Annotated in this window: 23 protein-coding genes; 9 read left to right on the top strand and 14 right to left on the bottom strand. The window is 66.7% G+C overall.

The genetic code is table 11. The features are described 5' to 3' along the window. The first annotated feature begins 6 nt into the window (after window positions 1-6). Window positions 7-906 (top strand): alpha/beta hydrolase, encoded by a 900-nt coding sequence (locus EXE63_RS12635; protein WP_168142253.1) that lies wholly within the window; start codon window positions 7-9, stop codon window positions 904-906. A 34-nt stretch (window positions 907-940) separates the two neighbouring features. Here the strand turns inward: EXE63_RS12635 and EXE63_RS12630 are convergent, their stop codons facing one another. Genes EXE63_RS12630 through EXE63_RS12620 form a run of 3 tightly spaced genes read right to left on the bottom strand, consistent with a single transcriptional unit; the run spans window position 941 to window position 3,522 of the window. After that, window positions 941-1,564 (bottom strand): TetR/AcrR family transcriptional regulator, encoded by a 624-nt coding sequence (locus EXE63_RS12630; protein ID WP_168142252.1) that lies wholly within the window; start codon window positions 1,562-1,564, stop codon window positions 941-943. Window positions 1,565-1,574: 10 nt separating this feature from the next. After that, entirely contained in the window at window positions 1,575-2,693 is a 1,119-nt protein-coding gene (locus tag EXE63_RS12625; RefSeq protein WP_168142251.1) for an NAD(P)H-dependent amine dehydrogenase family protein, read from the bottom strand. Beyond that, the gene (locus EXE63_RS12620) at window positions 2,659-3,522 is read right to left on the bottom strand and encodes an SDR family NAD(P)-dependent oxidoreductase (protein ID WP_168142250.1); all 864 of its coding nucleotides are present in this window, start codon (window positions 3,520-3,522) and stop codon (window positions 2,659-2,661) included. Before EXE63_RS12620 ends, EXE63_RS12625 begins: the two co-directional genes overlap by 35 nt. 150 nt (window positions 3,523-3,672) lie before the next feature. On the opposite strand from EXE63_RS12620, the gene EXE63_RS12615 reads away from it, so the two are divergent. Next, window positions 3,673-4,746 carry an NAD(P)H-dependent amine dehydrogenase family protein gene (locus EXE63_RS12615; RefSeq protein WP_168142249.1) on the top strand — a complete coding sequence of 358 codons (1,074 nt, stop codon included), beginning with the start codon at window positions 3,673-3,675 and terminating at the stop codon, window positions 4,744-4,746. Here the strand turns inward: EXE63_RS12615 and EXE63_RS12610 are convergent, their stop codons facing one another. The 5 genes from EXE63_RS12610 to EXE63_RS12590 all read right to left on the bottom strand — a co-directional run bounded on the left by EXE63_RS12610 (window position 4,747) and on the right by EXE63_RS12590 (window position 9,376). Beyond that, window positions 4,747-5,301, bottom strand: coding sequence for a TetR/AcrR family transcriptional regulator (locus tag EXE63_RS12610; RefSeq protein WP_168142248.1), 555 nt, complete (start codon window positions 5,299-5,301; stop codon window positions 4,747-4,749). Between the two features lie 183 nt (window positions 5,302-5,484). Beyond that, complete coding sequence (locus EXE63_RS12605) at window positions 5,485-6,927, bottom strand: aldehyde dehydrogenase family protein (RefSeq protein WP_168142247.1); 1,443 nt, start codon at window positions 6,925-6,927, stop codon at window positions 5,485-5,487. Further along, the gene (locus tag EXE63_RS12600) at window positions 6,924-7,721 is read right to left on the bottom strand and encodes a carboxymuconolactone decarboxylase family protein (RefSeq protein WP_168142246.1); all 798 of its coding nucleotides are present in this window, start codon (window positions 7,719-7,721) and stop codon (window positions 6,924-6,926) included. The genes EXE63_RS12605 and EXE63_RS12600 overlap by 4 nt, the downstream gene beginning before the upstream one ends. 24 nt (window positions 7,722-7,745) lie before the next feature. Further along, window positions 7,746-8,549 (bottom strand): mycofactocin-coupled SDR family oxidoreductase, encoded by an 804-nt coding sequence (locus EXE63_RS12595; protein ID WP_168142245.1) that lies wholly within the window; start codon window positions 8,547-8,549, stop codon window positions 7,746-7,748. Beyond that, window positions 8,546-9,376 carry a mycofactocin-coupled SDR family oxidoreductase gene (locus EXE63_RS12590; protein ID WP_105361434.1) on the bottom strand — a complete coding sequence of 277 codons (831 nt, stop codon included), beginning with the start codon at window positions 9,374-9,376 and terminating at the stop codon, window positions 8,546-8,548. The genes EXE63_RS12595 and EXE63_RS12590 overlap by 4 nt, the downstream gene beginning before the upstream one ends. Before the next feature lie 108 nt (window positions 9,377-9,484). On the opposite strand from EXE63_RS12590, the gene EXE63_RS12585 reads away from it, so the two are divergent. Further along, window positions 9,485-10,060, top strand: coding sequence for a TetR/AcrR family transcriptional regulator (locus EXE63_RS12585; protein WP_168142244.1), 576 nt, complete (start codon window positions 9,485-9,487; stop codon window positions 10,058-10,060). 1 nt (window position 10,061) lies between these two features. Here the strand turns inward: EXE63_RS12585 and EXE63_RS12580 are convergent, their stop codons facing one another. Genes EXE63_RS12580 through EXE63_RS12560 form a run of 5 tightly spaced genes read right to left on the bottom strand, consistent with a single transcriptional unit; the run spans window position 10,062 to window position 14,547 of the window. Beyond that, window positions 10,062-10,646, bottom strand: a complete 585-nt coding sequence (locus tag EXE63_RS12580; RefSeq protein WP_168142243.1) for a TetR family transcriptional regulator — start codon at window positions 10,644-10,646, stop codon at window positions 10,062-10,064. A 30-nt stretch (window positions 10,647-10,676) separates the two neighbouring features. Continuing rightward, window positions 10,677-11,336 carry a GntR family transcriptional regulator gene (locus EXE63_RS12575; RefSeq protein WP_168142242.1) on the bottom strand — a complete coding sequence of 220 codons (660 nt, stop codon included), beginning with the start codon at window positions 11,334-11,336 and terminating at the stop codon, window positions 10,677-10,679. Window positions 11,337-11,375: 39 nt separating this feature from the next. Further along, complete coding sequence (locus tag EXE63_RS12570) at window positions 11,376-12,359, bottom strand: transketolase family protein (RefSeq protein ID WP_168142241.1); 984 nt, start codon at window positions 12,357-12,359, stop codon at window positions 11,376-11,378. Next, entirely contained in the window at window positions 12,356-13,204 is an 849-nt protein-coding gene (locus tag EXE63_RS12565; protein WP_168142240.1) for a transketolase, read from the bottom strand. The genes EXE63_RS12570 and EXE63_RS12565 overlap by 4 nt, the downstream gene beginning before the upstream one ends. Continuing rightward, window positions 13,204-14,547, bottom strand: a complete 1,344-nt coding sequence (locus EXE63_RS12560) for an MFS transporter (RefSeq protein WP_168142239.1) — start codon at window positions 14,545-14,547, stop codon at window positions 13,204-13,206. Before EXE63_RS12560 ends, EXE63_RS12565 begins: the two co-directional genes overlap by 1 nt. Window positions 14,548-14,749: 202 nt before the next feature. On the opposite strand from EXE63_RS12560, the gene EXE63_RS12555 reads away from it, so the two are divergent. From EXE63_RS12555 to EXE63_RS12530, 6 genes are read left to right on the top strand one after another with little or no spacing between them, the layout of a single operon-like run. After that, window positions 14,750-15,580 carry a sugar phosphate isomerase/epimerase family protein gene (locus EXE63_RS12555; RefSeq protein WP_168142238.1) on the top strand — a complete coding sequence of 277 codons (831 nt, stop codon included), beginning with the start codon at window positions 14,750-14,752 and terminating at the stop codon, window positions 15,578-15,580. A gap of 11 nt (window positions 15,581-15,591) precedes the next feature. Further along, window positions 15,592-16,362 (top strand): SDR family NAD(P)-dependent oxidoreductase, encoded by a 771-nt coding sequence (locus EXE63_RS12550; protein WP_168142237.1) that lies wholly within the window; start codon window positions 15,592-15,594, stop codon window positions 16,360-16,362. 29 nt (window positions 16,363-16,391) lie between these two features. Then, window positions 16,392-18,110, top strand: a complete 1,719-nt coding sequence (locus EXE63_RS12545) for a dihydroxyacetone kinase family protein (RefSeq protein WP_168142236.1) — start codon at window positions 16,392-16,394, stop codon at window positions 18,108-18,110. After that, complete coding sequence (locus tag EXE63_RS12540) at window positions 18,107-18,568, top strand: ribose-5-phosphate isomerase (protein WP_105362556.1); 462 nt, start codon at window positions 18,107-18,109, stop codon at window positions 18,566-18,568. The genes EXE63_RS12545 and EXE63_RS12540 overlap by 4 nt, the downstream gene beginning before the upstream one ends. Window positions 18,569-18,614: 46 nt before the next feature. Further along, window positions 18,615-19,172 carry a TenA family protein gene (locus EXE63_RS12535; RefSeq protein WP_168142235.1) on the top strand — a complete coding sequence of 186 codons (558 nt, stop codon included), beginning with the start codon at window positions 18,615-18,617 and terminating at the stop codon, window positions 19,170-19,172. Beyond that, window positions 19,169-19,783 (top strand): TenA family protein, encoded by a 615-nt coding sequence (locus EXE63_RS12530; RefSeq protein ID WP_168142234.1) that lies wholly within the window; start codon window positions 19,169-19,171, stop codon window positions 19,781-19,783. The genes EXE63_RS12535 and EXE63_RS12530 overlap by 4 nt, the downstream gene beginning before the upstream one ends. 192 nt (window positions 19,784-19,975) lie before the next feature. On the opposite strand, the gene EXE63_RS12525 is transcribed toward EXE63_RS12530, so the two are convergent. Further along, window positions 19,976-20,545 (bottom strand): type 1 glutamine amidotransferase domain-containing protein, encoded by a 570-nt coding sequence (locus EXE63_RS12525; protein WP_168142233.1) that lies wholly within the window; start codon window positions 20,543-20,545, stop codon window positions 19,976-19,978. Between the last annotated feature and the right edge of the window lie 47 nt (window positions 20,546-20,592).

Below are 20,592 nucleotides of genomic sequence, written 5' to 3'. Positions count from 1 at the left end.
GTGTTGATGCTGCGCGGCGCCGATGAGGAATTTCACCCCGAACTCAGGCGGTACGCCAGGATGCTGCCCCGGACACTGGTGACGCCGTTGACGTTGCCGGTGTTCCAGCGGCTTCCCCCCATCCGGATGCACCGACCTCCGCCCGGCGTGAGCACCGCGGTGATGGGTTCCGGTGTGACAGTGCGGGTGTTCCGGCCGCCATACGGCGACAACGGCAGCGCGCTGCTGTGGATTCACGGTGGCGGTTTCATGCTCGGTGACGCGAGGATGGACGACGCCTTGTGCGCCCGCCTGGCCGCCGAGACCGAGGCGACGGTGGCGGCGGTCGATTATCGGTTGGCTCCGGCCCACCCCTATCCGGCCGCTCTCGACGACTGTTACGAGGCGTTGGTCTGGCTGTCGGATCACCCCGATGTGGACCCGGTGAGACTGGCGGTGGGCGGTGCCAGCGCGGGCGGAGGGCTTGCCGCCGCACTGGCGCTACTGGCCCGGGATCGTGGCGAGATCAGCTTGGCCGCACAACTTCTCGTGCACCCGATGCTGGATGACCGGACCGGCCTGCACGCAGATCCGCATCGCGCGGCGCGCCGGCTCTGGAATGCGACGAGTAACCGGCTGGCATGGTCTGCCTACCTCGGCGGCGTCGCCGCAGACACGGTGGCGCCGGCCCGCCGCGGTGATCTGAGCGGGCTGCCACCGGCCTGGATCGGCGTGGGCACCCTCGATGTGCTCCACGACGAGGCGGTGCGCTACGGCGAGCGGCTGAGAGCCTCGGGTGTATGCGCCCAGGTGTGCACCGTGCCGGGGGCCTTCCACGGGTTCGACGCTGTCGCACCGAAGGCCCGTGTCGCGCGCAAGTTCGTTCACGCTCAGAGCATCTGGTTGCGTGAGCGGTTGGCGGTGTAGTCGCGCCGAAGCGCTGCGCATGCGTCGCGCAGGATCAGCTGCCCTGCGCGCGTATATAGGTGTTGAGCACGTCGACCAACGTTCTGCGATCCCTGCTGGTGTCGAGTGGCTGTGGGGAAACCATCTGGGCGAGCACTATTCCCCGTAGCGTCGCCCAGATGAGGTTTCCGATCTCGGTGGCCTGCGGCGCGTCCAGGTCTTCGCCGAGATGCCGGCCGAGTTCGGTGAATTGGCGCATGGTGTCCGACAGTTGAGCGTTGACCGCACTGTCGCGCGCTGCGCGGGTGGAGATGAGGATTTCGAGCGCGGCCATGGATGTCGGGCTGGAGAACGCCTGCCACAGCGCGTCGACGACGACCTCGGTGCGGCGCTCGGTGGGCAGGTTCCCCGTGTCGCGGCGCAGTCTTTCGAGTGCCTCGGTGAGCTCGGTGATGCCCTGGTCGACCACAGCCATGAGCAGTCCACCGAGGTCGCCGAAGTGGTACTGCACCACTCCCCAGGTGAGTCCGGCGCGTTCGGTGATCCGCCGCACGCTGGGTGCGGCGAAGCCTTCGTCGAGGATGTAGCGCACCGTTTCGTCGATGACGGCTCGGCGGGTGCGTTCGGCGCGTTCCTGGTTTCCGCCGGGCGGCCGCCGGGGTGCTGGGGACCGTGCCATGGGCCCTATGTCACCACATTGTCCCGGCTAGATGGTCGAGGGGGCGCAGCTCGTGGGCGGCGAGGATACCGGCGGGTGCCCGGCACACCGCATCGATGACGTTGACCGCGCGGGCAGCGGTGGCGACGACTCCGCCGATGTTGTGGTCGACTCCGGAACCGCCGACATGGGTGTCGATCCGGATGCCGGGATCGCCCTCGACGGTGACGCGGTGTACGCCCGGTCTGCCGTCGGGGGGATAGGCCCAGTCCGGTGCGTCGGCCGCTGTCAGTCGATTGACGTGCTCCATCGTGATGATCACCTCGCCGTCGCGCAGCCCTTCGACACCGAAGCGGACCGCGGCCACCCGGCCGGGCGCGACGTCCATCATGGTGGTGGAGATCGGTTCGGGAGTGACCCATTTCTCGTGCCGTTCGCGTACTTCGTCGAGTGTCACGCCGAGGTCGCGGGCCAGGCTACGCACCTGGATCCCCCACATCGACGCCAGTACGCCGGGCGCAAAGAGGATCGGTTCGTGTTCGGGCTCGGTGCCGAAACCAAAGCTCACACCGGTGAATTCGGCGTCGTCGTAGCTGCCGTACTCGCAGATCTCCTGCACGGTGACCGAGGTGGCCCGGCCGGCGAGGCTCAATGCCGCATACACCAGGGTGTCACCGGAGAAGCCCGGGTCGATACCGTTGACGTAGAGCGTCGAGTTGCCCTCCCGGCACGCCTGCTGCAGTGGTTCACGCAGCCATGTGTCGGTGAATTCAGGTGCGACCAACCAGACGAAAGACGTTCCTACGACGTTCGTCCCGGCACTCAGGAAGCGGATCAAGTCGGCCATGGCCGCGTGCGGGCGCGTCTCCGCTTGAGAGGTGTACACGACGCAGTCAGCCTGCAGCGCAACGAGTTCGTCGATGTCGGATGTCGCGATCACTCCGGTGGGCGTGGTGATGCCGCAGAGATCTGCGGCATCGCGCCCGACTTTGTCCGGCGATGCGGCGTGCACCCCGACGAGTTCGAGATCCGGGCGCCCGATGATCGTCCGGAGCGCGTGGATTCCGACGTTACCGGTGGAGAATTGAATGACGCGGCGGGTCAATGTCTTTCCTTCAGAGTAGGTCGGTGATGGTCTTGAGGCCGGCATCGTAGAGAACGCCGGGGAGCATGCCGCCGTCCATCTCGATGGTGGTGCCGTTGATGTAGTCCGCTGCCCCGGAGGCGAGGAACACGCAGGTACGGCCCACTTCGGCGGGTTGACCGCCGCGCTTGAGCGGAATGGGGTCGAAGTACTGCTCGCCGTCCGGATCATCCTTGGGCAGTACGAAGGACTGGAAGTTCTCGGTGACGGTGGGCCCGAGCGCGACGCAGTTCACCCGCGTCGCCGGGCCCCACTCCTGGGCGAGTGATCGGGTCATCTGGTTGAGGCCTGCCTTGGCGGCGCCATAGGACACCAGGGTGGGCGAGCCGGCGGCGTGACCGGCCCCGCTGGAGATGTTGATGATGCAGCCGGTCCCGTCCTGTGTCTTCATCTGCCGGTAGGCGCGGATGGCGAACCAGAGCGGACTGATCAGGTTCATCTGCACGGCGAAGGCATGGAACAGCACGCTGCGCTCAAAGTCGTCATCGCTGGCCGGGGCACCTTGGATGCGTGACACCAGGCTGGGCACGGCATCCACCGACGGTGACGGGACCGTGCCTCCGGCATTGTTGACCAAGATGTCGATGCGGCCGTAGGTGTCGACGACCTGGGTGACGAAGGCGTCGATGGCCCGATAATCGGCTTGGTCGCAGACCATCTGCGCTGATCGCTCGGTCCAGGCCGGATCGTTCTCGGTACCGGGTAGCGCGTTCATCGGTGCCCGTGAGCAGCCGATCACCGTCGCCCCGGCTCGCAGGAGTTCGTGGGCGATGCCCACTCCGACGCCACGGCTCGTCCCGGTGACAATCGCGACTTTTCCGTCCAGTTCAGCCATGTGAGTACTCATCTCTGCGTACGGAAGACGGGCGGCAGCGCGTGATGCGCCGATACCGAAGCGATCGGATCCGACATCACAAAAGATTACATCTGTTATTTTTATCTACGTGCGGAATCGGTCACCCAGGCGTGTGTCGAAAGGGCAACGATGACCAACACGTTGCGGGTCGCTCAGTGGACCACCGGCAACGTCGCCGGCGAAGCGGTGAAGGCCACGTTGGCGCGCCCGGATCTGACCCTGGTCGGCGCGTACGCGTACTCACCGGAGAAGGCCGGTGTGGATGTGGGGACGTTGTGCGGGATCGGTCGTGAGCTCGGGGTGTTCGCAACCACAGAGGTGAGCGCCCTCCTGGCGCTGGCGCCCGATTGCATCGTCTACACACCCCTGCACTTCGAGGTCGCAGAGGTGGCGCAGATCCTGCGTGCCGGAGTCAACATCGTCACCAGTGCCGAGTTCCTGACGGGCATCAATCTCGCCCCCGCCGACCAAAGGCTGATCGAGACCTCGGCCCGCGAGGGCGGGGCCACCATCTTCGGCAGCGGGATGAACCCCGGATATGCCCAGATGATCGCCGCGGTATCGAGCGGCATTTCCACCAATGTGCGCCACGCATCGATGACCGAGTCCGTCGATGTCTCGCAATTCATCGGCGACGCGAACTTCCAATCCGTCGGCTGGGGTCGACCCAAAGATGATCCGTCCCACACCGATGACGTGCGCCGGGGCACCGCGGTGTTCGCCGAAGCCGTCGACATGTTCGCCAAGCTGATGCGTATCGATCTCGACGAGATCTGCTGCGATGTCGCCTTTGCCCACACCACCGGAGACGTCGTCGCCGACGGGGTGTCGATACCGGCCGGCCACGTGGGCGGAATGGACGTCAAGTGGTACGGAACCTCGGGTGGCCGTGAGGTTTTGGCGGTCAATCAACGCTGGATAGCCACCCCGTTGCTGGAACCGGCGTGGACCGTCGAACACGGATACCGCATCGACATCGTCGGCGACCCCAGTGTGCACGTCAAGGTCGACCTGATGCCGACAGCCGACGATCTCGCTGAGCTGACGCCCTCCCGGATGCGAGGCATCGGCCTGCGGATCACCGCCGCCCCGCTGATCAACGCGATTCCCGCGGTCTGTGCGGCCGCACCGGGAATCGCCACCTACGCCGACATTCCCGTGGTCGCGGCGCGCTTGCTCAGCGCGACAACGACCACAGAGTAGCTATCCGTCGGCGCCGGGGTGTTGCGCATCCTCGGCCGGCGGTGTCCTCGATGCAGCGGCGAACACGGCGAGTTGGGCGTCGACGAAGGCACGCATCTCGTCATGCCCCAGTGTCACGCCGACCGCTTCTTCGTTGCACAGGCTGCGCGCGGTCTGGGCGATGAGCATCGACACGGCGACCGGGGGAAACCTGTCGAGATCGACGCCCCTGGCGCGCAACGCGACGGTGACGGCGGCGGTCTCGATATCGCGGACGCGTTCGGCATAGGAGCGCAGCTCGGCACGGATTGTCTTGCGATGGTTGGCAAGTGCCATGAACTCGGTGTTGAGGCCGGTCAGCCGGGAGTCGTTGTTCATCTCCCACAACATCCGCAACGGATCCGCGTCCATCAGAGCGGCACGCATGCGCTCGAGCGAGGCGTCGGCGCCGGCGCGCAGGACCTCGACGAACAGGTCGTCCATGGTGGGGAAGTAGTAGTAGACCAGCGCCTGCTTGACGCCGGCTTCCGCAGCGACCCGACGAGACGTGGCGGCCGCGTAGCCCTCGTCCCGCATGAGTTTCGCGGTGGCCTCGATGAGCCTGAATCGGGCTCCCGTATCGGGTGATTTGGGTGTGCGAGCGCTTGCCACTCAGCCGCCCCGCGACAAATGGCCGCGCCGGCACCCGCTGCGACGCGTGTAGGGCATGGCGAATTGTAGCAGTGTGGTCGATCGATCGATCAGTCCTGCTCGGCGGGCTCAGCCCAGGCCGATACGGATGTTCTTGGTCTGCAAGAACTCCTGTAAACCTTCCCAACCGCCGGTACGCCCGAAGCCGCTCTGCTTGTACCCGCCGTAGGGGCCTTGCGGCGAGATCCTGCTCGTCGAATTGATCCACACCGAGCCGGATTCCAGCGCCCGCGCCACCCGGTGCGCGCGCTGCAGGTTGCGGGTGTGGATGAATGCGTTCAGTCCGTAAGCGGTGTCGTTGGCGGTTCGCACGGCCTCGTCGTCATCGGTGAACCTGATGATCGACACGACCGGGCCGAAGGTCTCGGTCTGCGCCAGCGGTGACGAGTTGTCGACGTCGGCGAATACGGTGGGCTCGACGTAAAAGCCCTGCGCCAGTTCACCGCCCACCCGCTTGCCGCCGGTGAGGAGTTCGCCGGCGCCGGTGCGCACTGCGGTATCGACGGTGTCGAGGATGCGGGTGAGGGAGCCCTCGGAGATCACCGGACCGAACCTGACCGTCGGGTCAAACGGGTCTCCGACGGTGGCGGAGCTGACCACCGCGAGGAACTTCTCGACAAAGGTGTCATACACCGAAGCGTGCACCAGCAGCCGACTCGCGCACGCGCAGCTCTGACCGGACTGCATCAACGGTCCCTGATGTGCGGACAGCATCGCCGCCTGATCCAGATCGGCATCGTCGAAGACGATGTTGGCCGACTTCCCACCCAGCTCGGCGACCACGGGTGTCAGGTTGTCGGCCGCCGCGCGGATCACCGCGCGCGCGGTGGTTCCGCCACCGGTGAAGTGGACCTTGCGCACCCCCGGATGCCGTACGAGGGCGTCGCCGCCTTCGGCGCCGGCGGGCAGGATGTTCACCAGACCTGGGGGAAGGCCGGCATCCAGACACAACTCACCGAAGCGCAACGCGGCCAAGGGCGCCAGTTCGGAGGGTTTGAAGACGACGGCGTTCCCGGCGGCAAGGGCCGGCGCGACACAGGAACCCGCCACCGCCAGTGACCCGTTCCACGGCGCGATCACCCCGACCACGCCGTACGGTTCCCGCTCGACGAGGTTCACGTCGAAGGATCCACTCACCGGTGTGCTCGACCCACCCACCTTGTCGGCGTATCCGGCGAAGTGGCGCAGAAAGGCCTCCAGCATGTGCGCCGTGCCGGCGTACGCTACCGGCACCGCGTAATCGTGCACATTCAGTACGGCCAACTCGTCGAGATGGTCGTGAACGACATCGGCGAGGCCGATCAGTCGGTCGCGACGGACATCGACGGTTTGCGCCGCCCACTCCCGCTGGGCCTCGCGTGCGGCACCGACAGCGCGGTCGACGTCGGCCGCGCCGGCCAACGCGACCCTCGCATTCGGCAGTCCGGTCGCGGGAAAGATGTGTTCGTGCGTGTCCGCCGTCGAGGTGATCCGGTCACCGCCGATCAACAATCCGACTGGTGCACCGGTCATTGTGCGCCCCACTCCTCGGTCACCCGTTGCTTTTGTTCACCGATCACCTGATTCAGGTGGGAGCCCTTCGGCCAGCCGTAGTAGGCCGCGAACTGCAAAGCAAGCTCATCCATCTCGTCAAAGGACACCTCACGGCTCTTCAGCGCGGCGTAGACGTGGCTGAGGATGGGGTAGGGCGCGTCCTGAAAAGCCACACACGCGACCGTGATCAGGCGGCGTTCCTTCATGCCGAGCCCCGGCCGCAACCACATCTCGCCGAACACGAAGTTCAGAATTCCGGCGCCCTGGAACGGGTTGTCCTGATTCGGCGCGAACTCCAGGCAGTTGATGTCCTTGAAGGACTGAGCACCGACGGCAAGACGGGCCTCGGGGTCACTGGGCGTGGGCAAGGGCAGCAGCGGCAGCGGAGGTGGGACCTGCTCGCCACGTTCCCGGTGGATCCGGGCCCACTGTTCGTCGACGATCATGTTGAAGCGCGATGCTTTCGGCCATCCGGCATACACCGCGAAATGCAGTACAGTCTCCTGCATTTCGACGATGCTCACGTCACCACTGTTCAGTGCGGCGTACACGTGATCGCGCAGCGGAGTTTCGGCATCGGCATCCGCCACGCAGGCCAGCGTGACGAACCGGCGGTCGCGGCGGCTCAGGCCCGGCCGTTGCCATACCTCAGCGAAGACGAAGTCGAGCATGCTCGTGGTGGCCGGTGCGGTGTCCTCGGGAGCCGGGACGGTCATCACCTCGGCGAAGGCCTGCCGGCCCCGTTCCAGACGGTCTGTATCGGTCAGCGTCACAATCATTTCCTTCTCAGCGGCCGGTCATCTGATGGTGACTCCGGCGTCGACCTTGAACTCCAGCCCGGTCACGTACCGCGCTTCGTCGGAGACCAGGAACAGCACCGCATTGCTGATGTCGATGGCCTCGGCCATCACGATGGGCAGGGCATTCTGGAAGATCGGCCCGAGGTCGGGCCGCTTCTCTCTCAACAGTGAGTGCAGCGATGCGGGCTGCATGCCGGTCTCGACACCGGTGGGATGCACGGTGTTGACCCGGACATTCACCGCCGCAAGCTCATTGGCCAGGGCCTTGCTCATCCCGACGACGCCGTGCTTGGACGCCGTGTAGGGCGTGTGCAGCGGGCTGCCCTTGACGCCTGCCGCCGAGCTGATGTTGATCAGGCTGCCGCCGCGCTCGACCAGGTGCGGCAGTGCCGCGGCGCAGGTGTTCCAGGTGCCGATCAGATTGACGTCCACGACGGTGCGCCACTGTGCCGATGTGGTGGTGTCCCAGGTCCCGGCGGTCAGGACTCCGGCGTTGGCCACCGATGCGTCCAGGCCGCCGAGTTCGGTGACCCCGGCAGCGACGGCGGCCGCGAGCGCCTCCGCATCCCGTACATCGACGACGTGGGTGACGGCCCGCTGGCCCAGTTCTCCTACCAGTCGGGCCGTTTCGGCCAGATCGTCCTGGGTGGACAGCGGGTACTCCACCTCGGGAAGCGAGGTGCAGATGTCGATCAGGATCAGGTCGGCGCCCTCCTGCGCCAGCCGTACCGCATGGCTGCGGCCCATCCCCCGGGCTGCACCGGTGATCAGGACGCGCTTGCCCTCGACCCGGCCGTTCATAGCTTGTTGCAGAAGCCGGCGTCGACCGGGAACGTGACCCCGGTGACGTATTTGGCGGCGTCGGAGACCAGATAGCCGATCGCCGCGCTGATGTCTTCGGGTTCGAGCATGGACACCGGCATCGGGTTCTGCAGATGCGGCCCCGCGCCGGGATACTGCTCCAGGAAGGCGGTCATCGCCGGATTGTTCGCCATCATGGTGTTGACACCGGTCGGGTGCACGGTGTTGACCCGGATACTGTGGGGGGCAAGGGCGTTGGCCAGTGTCCGCATCAGGCCGACGACACCGTGCTTGGATGCCGCGTAACCGAGGCCACCGCCCTGCGAGCCGCCGAAACCCTTGAGCCCGGCCGTCGAACTGGTGAACACGATTGCGCCGCCGCGCTCACCGGCGATCAGGTGCGGAATGGTGGCTTTCGCGGTGTGGAAGGAGCCGATGAGATTCACGTCGATGGCTGCGGACCACATGTCCAGGTCCTCTTCGATACTGACCTCGCGGAAAGCCGTCGGCGCGATTCCTGCATTGGCGCAGACGATGTCGAGTCGGCCGAAGTGCGCTACCCCGGCGTCGACCGCTGCCTGGACGGCATAGAAGTCGCGGACATCGGCTACCGTACCCAACATCTTCGCCCCGGCGTTCTCCACCAGTGCGATCGTCTCGTCCAGTTCGGCACGGCTGGCCATCGGATAGCCGTTGGCCGGGATGTCGGCGCAGATATCGATCCCGATGATGTCGGCGCCCTCGCTTGCGAGCCTGATCGCGTGGCTGCGGCCCTGCCCGCGTGCCACGCCGGTGATGAAGGCGACCCTGCCGTCCAATGAGCCCATGAATCCTCGCTTCGTTGCGGGTGCCGCCTCTGCGTGCGGCGCTCCGGAGTAACCGGGTTACTGGGGGTACGGTAACCAAGTTACTGACGATGGGCAAGGGGGTGCGCGATGGCGGAGATCGATGACCGGCTCCTCGCCGTCGTCGTCGAGATTCTCGAGACCGAGGGCTATGACGCGGTGCAGTTACGCGAGGTGGCGCGCCGCGCGCGCTCGTCGTTGGCCACCATCTACAAGCGGTACACCACCCGTGAGGACCTGATCCTCGCGGCGCTCGAGGTATGGCTGGACGAGAACCGATACTCCGAGGTCACGCCGCATCGGCGGGCTGAGGGGGAGACTCTGCACGAGGCGATGATGTCGCTGTTTCGCACCATCTTCGAACCGTGGGAGCGCAATCCGGGAATGCTGACGGCCTACTTCCGGGCGCGGTCATCAGCCGGTGGGCAACGCCTCTTTCGGCGGGGTTTCGATATCGTCGGGCCGGCAGGTCTTGAGCTGATGGCCGATGTCGACGACGACTTCGTCGCCGACCTGAACACGGTCCTCTCCAGCGTGGTCTACGGACTGCTGGGCAGGTTCGTGGCCGGTGAGATCGAGACCACCGAGATTCTGCCCGCTCTGGACCGCACGGTCTACTGGGTCACCACGGGTTACGAACTGTCGAAAAGTGTTGCAGCAGAATAGCTCAGCGGCCGGAAAGCCTATCGTCGAGCACCGAGAGCGCCGCCAGCAGTGAACCCTCGGGCATCGGGGTGTTGTCCGACGCCGCCATCAGCACCCCCACGATCGCCCCGGCGATCACCCGGCGTGCGAGTGCGTCGGTGGGCGCATCGGGTCGTTCGCAGAGCGCCTCGGTGATCAGGTCGATCACCCGGATGTATTCGGTGTAGAGCAGGCCGCGCGCTTCGGGCACCTGGTACATCAACCGCTGCCCGGTCGCGGCATCCTCGCGCTCCTCGGGTGTCATCGCACCGAACACCTGGGCGACCGCGTGCCGGTAGGCCGCGATGATGGACAGTTCCGGGGGCGCTTGCGCGAAGGCCGCCAGGATCGGCGCGGTCTGATCGTCGGACAGCAGCACTGCTTCCTTGACCCCGAAGTAGCGATAGAACGTGCGCGGCGAGATGTCGGCGGCATCGGCGATCTGCTCGACGGTCGTGTCGGCGTACCCCCGCGCGGCGAACAGTTCGAAGGCCGCCCGGCGGATGGCGATGCGGGTACTGATTTTCTTGCGCTCCCGCAGGCTCTTCTCGACTTCAGGTGTCGCCACGACCCCATTGTCCACCTACGGTGGACGTGTTCAGCCGACCAGCGTGCTCGCCGCGCCCGCCATGTGTTCGGCGACGGTGGCCGCTGCCAGGGTTTCGTCCCCGGATTCGATGGCGTCGACGATGTCGTAATGCCGCTTGGCGTTCATGTTCTTGATGGCGCGGTCGACGCCGGCGAACATGATCGACATCCGGATGCTGCCCTCCAGCGATGTCCACTGGTGCAGCAACGTCTCGTTGCCGGTGAGTTGGCACATGGTGCGGTGGAAGCGCAGGTCGGCCTCGATCCGGTCCTCCAGGTTCGCCTCGGCCCAGCGGTCCATGTCGTCGACGGCGCGACGCAGGGTCGCGACGGCTTCGGTGCGGTCGGGCCGGGTGGCGAGCTCGCGGGCGGCCATCGACTCCAGCGCGGCGCGGACGTTGAAGATATCGCGAATCTCCTTGGCGTCCAGGTGTCGTACCGAGAGCCGACCGCGGGCCCCCGCCGAGATCAGGCCCTCCTGCTGGAGTTGGCGCATCGCCTCGCGCAGGGTGCCCCGGCTGATCTGCAGCGCGTCGGACAGATCCGTTTCCACCAGGTGGGTGCCCGGGGTGAGCTGGCCGGTGGTGATGGCGCGGCGCAGCGCGGTCAGCGCCTGTTGGCGCAGGCTGGTTTTCTCCAGGCGCAGCAGAGATGTGGAATCCACGGACATCCTGCGCTCCTTGACTGTCAACATTCAGATGTCAACACTTTACAGCCGTTCCAGCACCGTGGCGACGAGACGCGCGGTCGCGAGCCCGTAGCGGTCGTGCAGGGTCGGCAGCGCGCCGGCGGCCAGGAACTCATCCGGCAGTGCGACGGGGGTGATCTGCTTGCCCAGCCCACGCTGCACGGCCGCCGAGGCGACCGTCTCGAACAGGCCGCCGATCACCGTGTGATTCTCACAGGTCACCACGAGGCGGTCCGTATCCACCTGTGCCAGCACGGTTTCGGTGTCGAACGGCTTGATGGTCGGGGTGTGCACCACGGCCACGTCGACATGGTGGGCAGCCAGTTGTTCGGCGGCCTGCAGGGCCCGCATCGTCATCAGGCCCGACGAGATCAGCACCACGTCGGCCCCGCCGCGCAGCACCGTGGCCTTGCCGAGTTCGAATCGGTAGTCGTACTCGTCCAGCACGGTGGGCACGTTGCCGCGTAGCAGCCGCAGATAGGTGGGTCCGGCGTGTTCGGCGAGCTGCGGGACGGCCTGCTCGATATCCACCGAGTCGCAGGGATCGACGATGGTCAGGTTCGGCACCCCCCGGAAGATGGCAATGTCCTCGGTGGCCTGGTGCGACGGGCCGTAGCCGGTGGTCAGTCCGGGCAGGCCCCCGATGATGTTCACGTTGAGGTTCGGCTCCGCGATGTCCAGACAGATGAAGTCATACGCGCGCCGCGCCGCGAACACCGAATAGGTGGACGCGAAGGGGATCAGGCCGGTTTCGGCCATCCCCGCGGCGGCGCCGAAGAGCAACTGCTCGGCCATGCCCATCTGGAAGAACCGGTCCGGGAACTGGTTGGCGAAGATGTGCATATCGGTGTACTTGCCCAGATCGGCGGTCAGGCCCACGATCCGGTCATCGGCCTGGGCGGCCTTGACCAGTGCGTGCCCGAACGGGGCCGGGGTGGTCTTCTGGCCCGGATCGGCGAACGAGGCGATCATCGCCGATGTCTTGAGCTTGGTGGGCGCGCTCATGCGTGGACTCCCTCGGTCAGTTGGTCGCGGCAGATCTGCCACTCGTCGGCGTCGATGCGCATGAAGTGCGCCTTCTCCCTGTTCTCCAGCAGCGGCACACCGCGGCCGACCTTGGTGTCGCACAAGATGACCGACGGCGCACCGGTGCTGACGGCGTCGAAGGCGCCCAGCAGCGCGTCGACGTCATTGCCATCCACCCGTGCCACCTGCCAGCCGCAAGCGGACCATTTGTCGGCGATCGGCTCGGTGCGCAGCACACCGGCCGTCGGCCCATCGGCCTGCAGCGCGTTGATATCCACCATCGCGATGAGGTTGCCCAGTCCGTGGTGCGCGGCGCCCATCGCGGCTTCCCAGGTCGAGCCCTCGTCGAGCTCACCGTCGGACAGGAAGTTGATGACGCGGGCATCCGAGCCTTGGTGCCGCAATCCCAGCGCCATCCCGACCGCCACCGTCAGACCGTGGCCCAGCGAACCACCGGAGATCTCCATTCCCGGTGTGTAGCTGGCCATTCCGGACATCGGCAGCCGGGAGTCATCGGATCCGTAGGTGTCGAGTTCGTCGACGTCGATGATGCCGGCCTCGGCCAGCGCGGCGTACAGCCCGATGGCGTAGTGACCCGTCGAGAGCAGGAACCGGTCCCGGCCCGCCCAGTGCGGATCGTCGGCGCGGTAGCGCAGCTGGTCGGCGTACACCGCGGCCAGCATGTCGGCGGCCCCCAGCGCCTGGCCGACATAACCCTGCCCCTGCGCCTCGCCCATGTTCAGGGCATGGTGTCGTATCCGGAAGGCGGCTTGTGCCACCTTCTCACTGCGCACGTCGGCCGTTGCCGCACTCGCCCCTGCCATCAGACGCTCGCCCCGTGCGGCACGGGAGTGTCCATCGAGGCCTTGTCGGCCAGCATGCGCTCCCGAGGTCCCCAGGTCTCGCGGGTCAGAATCGCCGCGATCAGCCCGATGGCCATGTATCCGCTGAATAGCAGGGCCGGGCCGGTCCAGCCGTAGGCCTCATACAGCAGGGTGGTGATGAAAGGCGTGAAGCCCGAGGCGATCGCCGAGATCTGGTAGGCCAGGGATGCACCCGAGGAGCGGGTGTTCGCGTTGAACAGTTCGGGGAACCATCCGCCTTGCGAGCCGGCGAGCGCGTTCTGGAACACGCCGTAGGCGATGACGAACGTCGCGACGATGAGAATGAAGACACCGGTGTTGACCAGCATGAACATCAGCACGCCGAACGGGATGCCCAATGCGCACACCCAGAGGTAGAGCGGACGGCGGCCGATCTTGTCGGTGAGTTTCGCCCAGGCGAAGGTGGCGAAGATGCCGACCGCCGATGCGATGCACAGCGCGCCGATGGTCTGGGACCTGGTCGCGAGTTCGGCGTTCTTCAGGTAGGACAGCATGTAGGTGACGGACACCGCGTAGCCGGCCGTTTCGGCAATGCGAAGCCCGATGCCGCGCAAGATGTTCCGCCAGTCGGTCTTGACCACCTCGACGATCGGCGACTTGATGATGTTGCCTTCGTTCTTGACGTCCTCGAACACCGGGGACTCGGGCACCTTGGCGCGGATGATCAGGCCGACGATGACCAGGACGGCGCTTGCGAGGAACGGCACCCGCCACGCCCAGTCGCCACCGAGGTGGATGCTGAAGAAGAACACGAGGTTGGCCATGAGCAGTCCGACGGGGAATCCGGCCTGCACGATGCCGGTATAGCGGCCCTTCTTCTTCCACGGAGCGTGCTCGTAGCTCATCAGGATGGCGCCACCCCACTCGGCACCGAACGCGAGACCTTGGATGATGCGCACGGTCACCAGCAGGATCGGGGCCAGCACGCCGACGGTCTCGTAGGTCGGCAGCAATCCGATGGCGAAGGTGGCCAGACCCATGAGGATCAGCGAGGCGACCAGAACCGGCTTGCGTCCGATCTTGTCACCGAGGTGGCCGCCGATGATGCCCCCGAGCGGCCGGGCGACGAACCCGACGCCGAGCGTCGCGAACGCCAGCAGAGTGCCCGTCACCGGGCTGGAGTTCGGGAAGAAGGCGGTACCGAAGTACAGCGCGGCTGCCGTCCCGAAGCCGATGAAGTCATAGGTTTCGATGATGGCTCCGACACCGGAGCCGATCGCCACCCGCTTGGCGTCCTTGGTGCCATGCACCGGACCCCGCATCTTCAGAGCGTCGTCGCTCATGGTGGACATCCTTTCAAATCCAGTTCTACCTGGTGTTCCGACTGGCTGTTCCGATCACTGTCGACGGTCAACAGTGCGGTGCGTCACCCAGTGTGAGCACGCCCACAGTGATTGTCAACAGTCAACATAAAAGAAATGTCGTCCGTTGACTGTTAACAGTCGACTGGGTTACTGTGTCAGTCATCACAACGCGGGAGGTGACATGACAAGCCGTTTCAGCACCAGGCTCGGGTGCTCGACCATCAGTTTTCGGCACCAGGATCTGGATCGGGCGCTGGCGACGATCGCCGGCCTCGGCTTCATCGAGATCGACCTGGGAGCGCTGCCCGGCGTCTGCGATCACGTCCCGTACGTGCTCGACGAGGCTGCCGTCGACGCGGTGTCCGCGACGGTCGCCGCGTCCGGCCTCGCGGTGCGATCCATCAACGGCGATATCGGCGACCTGAACGCGACACTGGACGCCGAGCAGCAGCGCGCGCGTCTGCGCCACCTGAGCATGCTGGTCGCCCTCGCGTCGACCACCGGTGCCCGTGCCCTGGTGCTGCCCTGCGGGGCGCCGGCCCATGCACCGGTGTCCACGTTGGACGAAGACCTGGACCTGGTCGCCGACGAACTCACTGCCGCCGCGCATATCGCCGCCGGTGCACGGGTCGAACTCTGGACCGAATCACTGCATTTTCACCGGCTGTGCTGCGACATCGACCGGGCTCAGGCCTTGCACGAACGACTCGACGCCCGGGTGGGCATCGTGATGGATTTCAGCCACATCGTGGCCTCCGGCGGCGACCCGGTGGACTACATCGGCCGGATCGGCCCGCGCATCGCGCACGTCCATATCCGCGATGCCGTGCCCGGGAACATCAACCTCTCGGTGGGCAACGGAGCCGTCGACTTCGGCCGCGGACTCAAGGCACTGGCCGACGCCGGCTACACCGGCCACTTCTCGCTGGAGCTGGAGACCCGAGACATCACCCACGACGAACGGCCCGCGGCGACTGTCGCTGCCGGCCAACTGATTTCCGAACTGATCTAGAAGGAGCACTCATGAGCATCGAGAAGACCGCCGTCATCACCGGCGCCACCTCCGACAAGGGCATCGGCGTGACCGTCGCCGCCCGCTACGCGCGGGAGGGCTGGGCCATCGTCATCCTCGACCTCGATGCCGAGTTGAGCGCCAAGGTCGCCGCCGAGATCGGCAACCAGTACGCGATACCGGCATTCGGTCACGGCATCGACGTCACCTCCGAGGAATCGGTCACCGCCGCGTATGACGCGGTCACCGCCGAGGTCACCGCGGGCAACCTGCCCCCGATCGGCGCTCTGGCCAACATCGCGGGGATCACGTCCCCGGTGCCGTTCCTGGAGACCACCCTGGAGCTGTGGAACAAGGTCTTCGCCGTCAACTCCACCGGTACCTACCTCGTCACTCGCGCATTTCTGCCGGCGATGATCGAGCAGGGTTGGGGCCGCATCGTCAACATGTCGTCGGTATCCGCGCAGCGCGGTGGTGGCGTGTTCGGCAAGGTGCCCTACTCCTCGGCCAAGGCCGCCATCCTCGGTTTCACCAAGGCGCTGGCCCGCGAGGTCGCCGACAAGGGCGTCACCGTCAATGCCGTCACCCCAGGCGCGGTCGACACCAACATCCGCGTCGGATCCACCGATGAGCAGGAGGCCGCACTGGCCGCCGCCATCCCGGTCGGACGCACCGCCACCACCGAGGAGATCGCCGCGGTGATCACCTTCCTGTCCAGCGAGGACGCCGGCTACCTGACCGGTACCACCGTTGACATCAACGGCGGCAGCCACATTCATTAGTCGCTCTTCACCTAGATGAGGTCCGTGCCATGACACGTCTGTTCAACGACCCGGCCACCTTCGCCGAGGACATGCTCGCCGGCTTCCTGGACGCCAACTCGCACTATGTGGTGGGTGTGCCGGGCGGCGTGGTGCGCGCCACCGAGACACCGGCGGGCAAGGTGGCGGTCGTCGTCGGCGGTGGCTCGGGCCACTACCCTGCGTTCTGCGGGGTGGTCGGGCACGGCTTCGCCGACGGTGCGGTCGTCGGCAACATCTTCACCTCCCCGTCGGCGCAGGAGGCCGCCTCGGTGGCCCGTGCCGCGCACGGCGACGCGGGCGTGCTGCTGCTCACCGGCAACTACGCCGGCGATGTGATGAACTTCGGCCTCGCGGTCACCGCGCTGCGGGCCGAGGGCATCGACGCCCGCTACCTGGGCGTCACCGACGATATTGCCAGCGCCACAGCCGAAGACATCGGAAAGCGACGCGGGATCGCCGGAGATTTCACGGTGTTCCGTTGTGCCGGCGCGGCAGCGCAAGAGGGCACCGATCTCGACGGGGTGGAACGGGTGGCCGTCAAGGCCAACGCGGCTACCCGCACCCTGGGCGTGGCGTTCGAGGGGTGCACCCTGCCCGGTGCGGACCGGCCGCTGTTCGTCGTTGCCGAGGGCCAGATGGATCTGGGCCTGGGCATCCACGGCGAGCCCGGAGTGGCCAGCCATGAGATGCCGACGGCCGCCGAACTCGCCGACCTGCTGGTCGCCGGGGTGCTGGCCGAGAAGCCGGCCGGGTCATCCGGGCGAATCGCGGTGATCCTCAACGGTTTGGGTCGCACCAAGTACGAAGAGTTGTTCGTGGTGTGGAAGACGGTGGCGGCCAGGCTCGCCGAATCGGGCCATACCGTGGTGTCACCCGAGGTGGGCGAACTGGTCACCAGCCTGGACATGGCGGGCTGCTCGCTGACCGTGATGTGGCTCGATGACGAACTGGAGCGGTTGTGGACCGCTCCGGCCGACACGCCCGCCTATCGCAAGGGCGCGGTGGCTGCCGGCGCCGGGACCCGGCGTGCCGATGATGTCGCCGGTGCTGTTGCGCGGCAGACCATCGCGGGAGACGCGGAGTCACAGAAGGTGGCTGCCCTTGTTGCCCAGGGGCTTTCGTGTATCGCCGCGCAGATGGTGAATGCGGAGCATGAACTCGGGCGTATCGACGCGGTCGCCGGGGACGGTGACCACGGACGCGGCATGGTCAAGGGCACCGCGGCGGCAGCCGATGCCGCCGCCGACGCCGTGAACTCGGGCGGCGGGACCGCCTCGGTGCTGACCGCCGCCGGTGAGGCGTGGGCGGCCAAGGCCGGCGGCACGTCCGGCGTGCTGTGGGGTGCGGCGCTCTGTGCGGCCGGCACGGCGTTGGGAAACCGGGGTGCACCCGGTGGACGGGAGATCGCCTCGGCGCTGCGGGCCGGGCATGACGCGCTGGTGGCGCTGGGCCGCGCCGAGCGCGGTGACAAGACCATGCTCGATGCTTTGGGCCCCTTTCTCGATTCGTTCGAAGCTGCCGTCGACGCCGGAACCGGCTGGCGCACAGCGTGGCTCGAATCCGTGGAAACCGCCCAGAAGGCGGCCGCCGAGACGGCCGACCTTCGACCCAAGGTCGGCCGGGCCCGACCACTGGCAGAACGCAGCGTCGGCACCCCCGACGCAGGCGCCATCTCACTGGCCATGTGTGTCCACACCGTGGCCGAACTGATCGAGGAGACGACATGACCCTGCGCGTGGTCATCGGCTGCGATGACGCCGGACTGCAGTACAAGGACGTTCTGCGTGGCGACCTGGAGTCGGACCCGCGGGTGGACTCCGTGGTCGATGTGGGTGTCGGCCCCGATGAACACACCGCCTACCCGCACGTGGCGGTCACCGCGGCCCGCATGGTGGCCGAGGGACGGGCCGACCGGGCACTGCTGATCTGCGGGACCGGCCTCGGGGTGGCCATCGCCGCCAACAAGGTGCCCGGCGTGCGGGCGGTCACCGCCCACGACAGCTTCTCGGTGGAACGCGCGGTGCTCAGCAACAACGCTCAGGTGCTGTGCTTCGGTCAGCGGGTCGTCGGTGTCGAGTTGGCCCGCCGGCTGGCGGCCGAATGGCTGGGCTACCAGTTCGATCCGGCCTCCGCCTCGGCGGAGAAGGTCGCCGCCATCTGTGGGTACGAACCGCAGAACGTCTGACGGGGTGGCGGGTATCAGGCCCACCCGGCACGGATAGGGTTGTGCCGTGCCCGATGACCTCTGGACGGCTGCCACCCGGCACCCGTTCCTCGACGCGGTGCGTGACGGCACCATCACCGACGCGGCCTTCGACAAGTGGCTGTGCCAGGATGCGCTGTTCGTCGCCGACCTGCTGATCTTCCAAGCTCGGCTTCTTGCCCGGGCGCCCCGCCCCGACCAGCAGGTGCTGGTCGGCGGATGCGCCGCACTGGTGGCCGAGCTCGACTGGTTCGAAGAGCAGGCGGTGCGACGCGGCATCGATCTGGATGCCGAGCCGCTGCCCGCCACGCTGGCCTATCGGGAGCTGCTGCAGCGTCTCGATGACGAGCCGTATGCCGCCGCGATCACCGCACTGTGGGTCATCGAGCGGGTCTACCTGCTCGGTTGGACCTCCGCCGCGCCCGCCGCAGCGCCACTCGATGGGTTCGTCGAACACTGGACGACGCCCGATTTCGCCGGGTATGTCGAGGAACTGGGCGCCCTCGCGTCGCCGGGTGAGCATGAGGAACAGGTCAACGCGGTGCTCAAGCTCGAGGTGGCCTTCTGGGACATGGCGCTGGCATGACGCTGTCTGCTCAGTTGTGGTCGGAGAACGCCGATATCACCGCAGAGGTGTTGGCCAACCCGTTCGTCCGCGGGATCGGGGACGGAACCCTGGCGCGCGAGCTCTTCGCCGGCTACATCGCCCAGGATGCGTTCTTTCTCGAATCCTTCGCCCGTGCATACGCTTTGGCACTGGCTCGCAGCACCGACACCGAGACGCTACTCACGTTCGCCGATCTATTGGCCGGTGTGCGCGAGGAACTGGGCCTGCATGCCGGTTACGCGGCGTCCTGGGGAATCGACATGGCCGGGGTCACGCCGGGCGCCGCAACACTGGCCTATACCGAGTTCCTGCTGGCGACCGCGGCGACCGGAGGTCTGGGGGAGGTGTGCGCGGCGATGACGCCGTGTATGCGGCTGTATGCCCACATCGGGTCCCAGCTGGACGTCGGTACCGCGGGGCCGTACGCGCAATGGGTGCAGACCTACGCCGACCCCGGTTTCGAGGAGGTCGCCGCGCTGCTGGAACGCCTCCTCGACCGGCTCGGCAACGACAGCCCGGCCATTCGGCGGGCGTACCGGCGCGCGATGCGGCTGGAACTGGAGTTTTTCAGCGCCGCGTACGGGGCGTGACGGCAGCCCGGGCCGAGCCTGACCGTGAGTCCGGGTGGACTCGCACGGAAGCGCCCGGTTCAGCCGGGTGACGGCCGAGCCCACGAGACTGAAACCTTGTACAGATCGGTGTGTTCTCAGCTACGTGGGTGCAGTCTCGCGAGACCGGCACGCACGAGACTGAAATCCTGTAAAAATCTACGCCGGACCGTTCTAGCGCTGCGGGGCAGGGGCTTTCGCGACGGCGTTCAACAGCGCGTCGCAGAATGCCGGCAGATCGTCGGGGGTCCGACTGGTGATCAGATTCCCGTCGACCACGACCTCCTCGTCGACGGTCTTCGCTCCGGCATTGCGCAGGTCGATACGAAGGCTGGGATACGAGGTGACGGTGCGCCCCTCGACCACGCCGGCGTCGATCAGCACCCACGGACCGTGGCAGATGACCGCCACCGGTCGGCCGGATTCGACGAAACGGCGCACGAACGCCACCGCGGACTCGTCGGACCGCAGCTTGTCGGCGTTGACCGTGCCGCCCGGAATCACCAGCGCATCGAATTCGTCGGCGGAGGCACCTTCGACCCGGCGATCCACCCGGAACGTGCCGGCGAGCTCCAAATCGTGGTCACGCGCCTCGATTTCGCCGTCCTTTAGGGAGAGCAACTCGATCGCGCCACCGGCGTCGACGATGGCATCGCGCGGTTCGGTGAGCTCACGGCGCTCAACACCGTCGGTGGCCAGAATCGCGAACTTCATGCCCTGCAGGGCTGTGGGGGTATCAGTCATGGAAAAGGGCTGCCCGGCGATGTGCGCAGCCAAACATGGCGCAACTC

Source organism: Mycolicibacterium frederiksbergense, from assembly GCF_012223425.1.
In the GTDB taxonomy this organism is placed as follows: Bacteria; Actinomycetota; Actinomycetes; order Mycobacteriales; family Mycobacteriaceae; genus Mycobacterium; species Mycobacterium frederiksbergense.
Note: the sequence above shows the minus strand (reverse complement) of the source record. Positions and strands in the feature narration are given on the sequence as shown.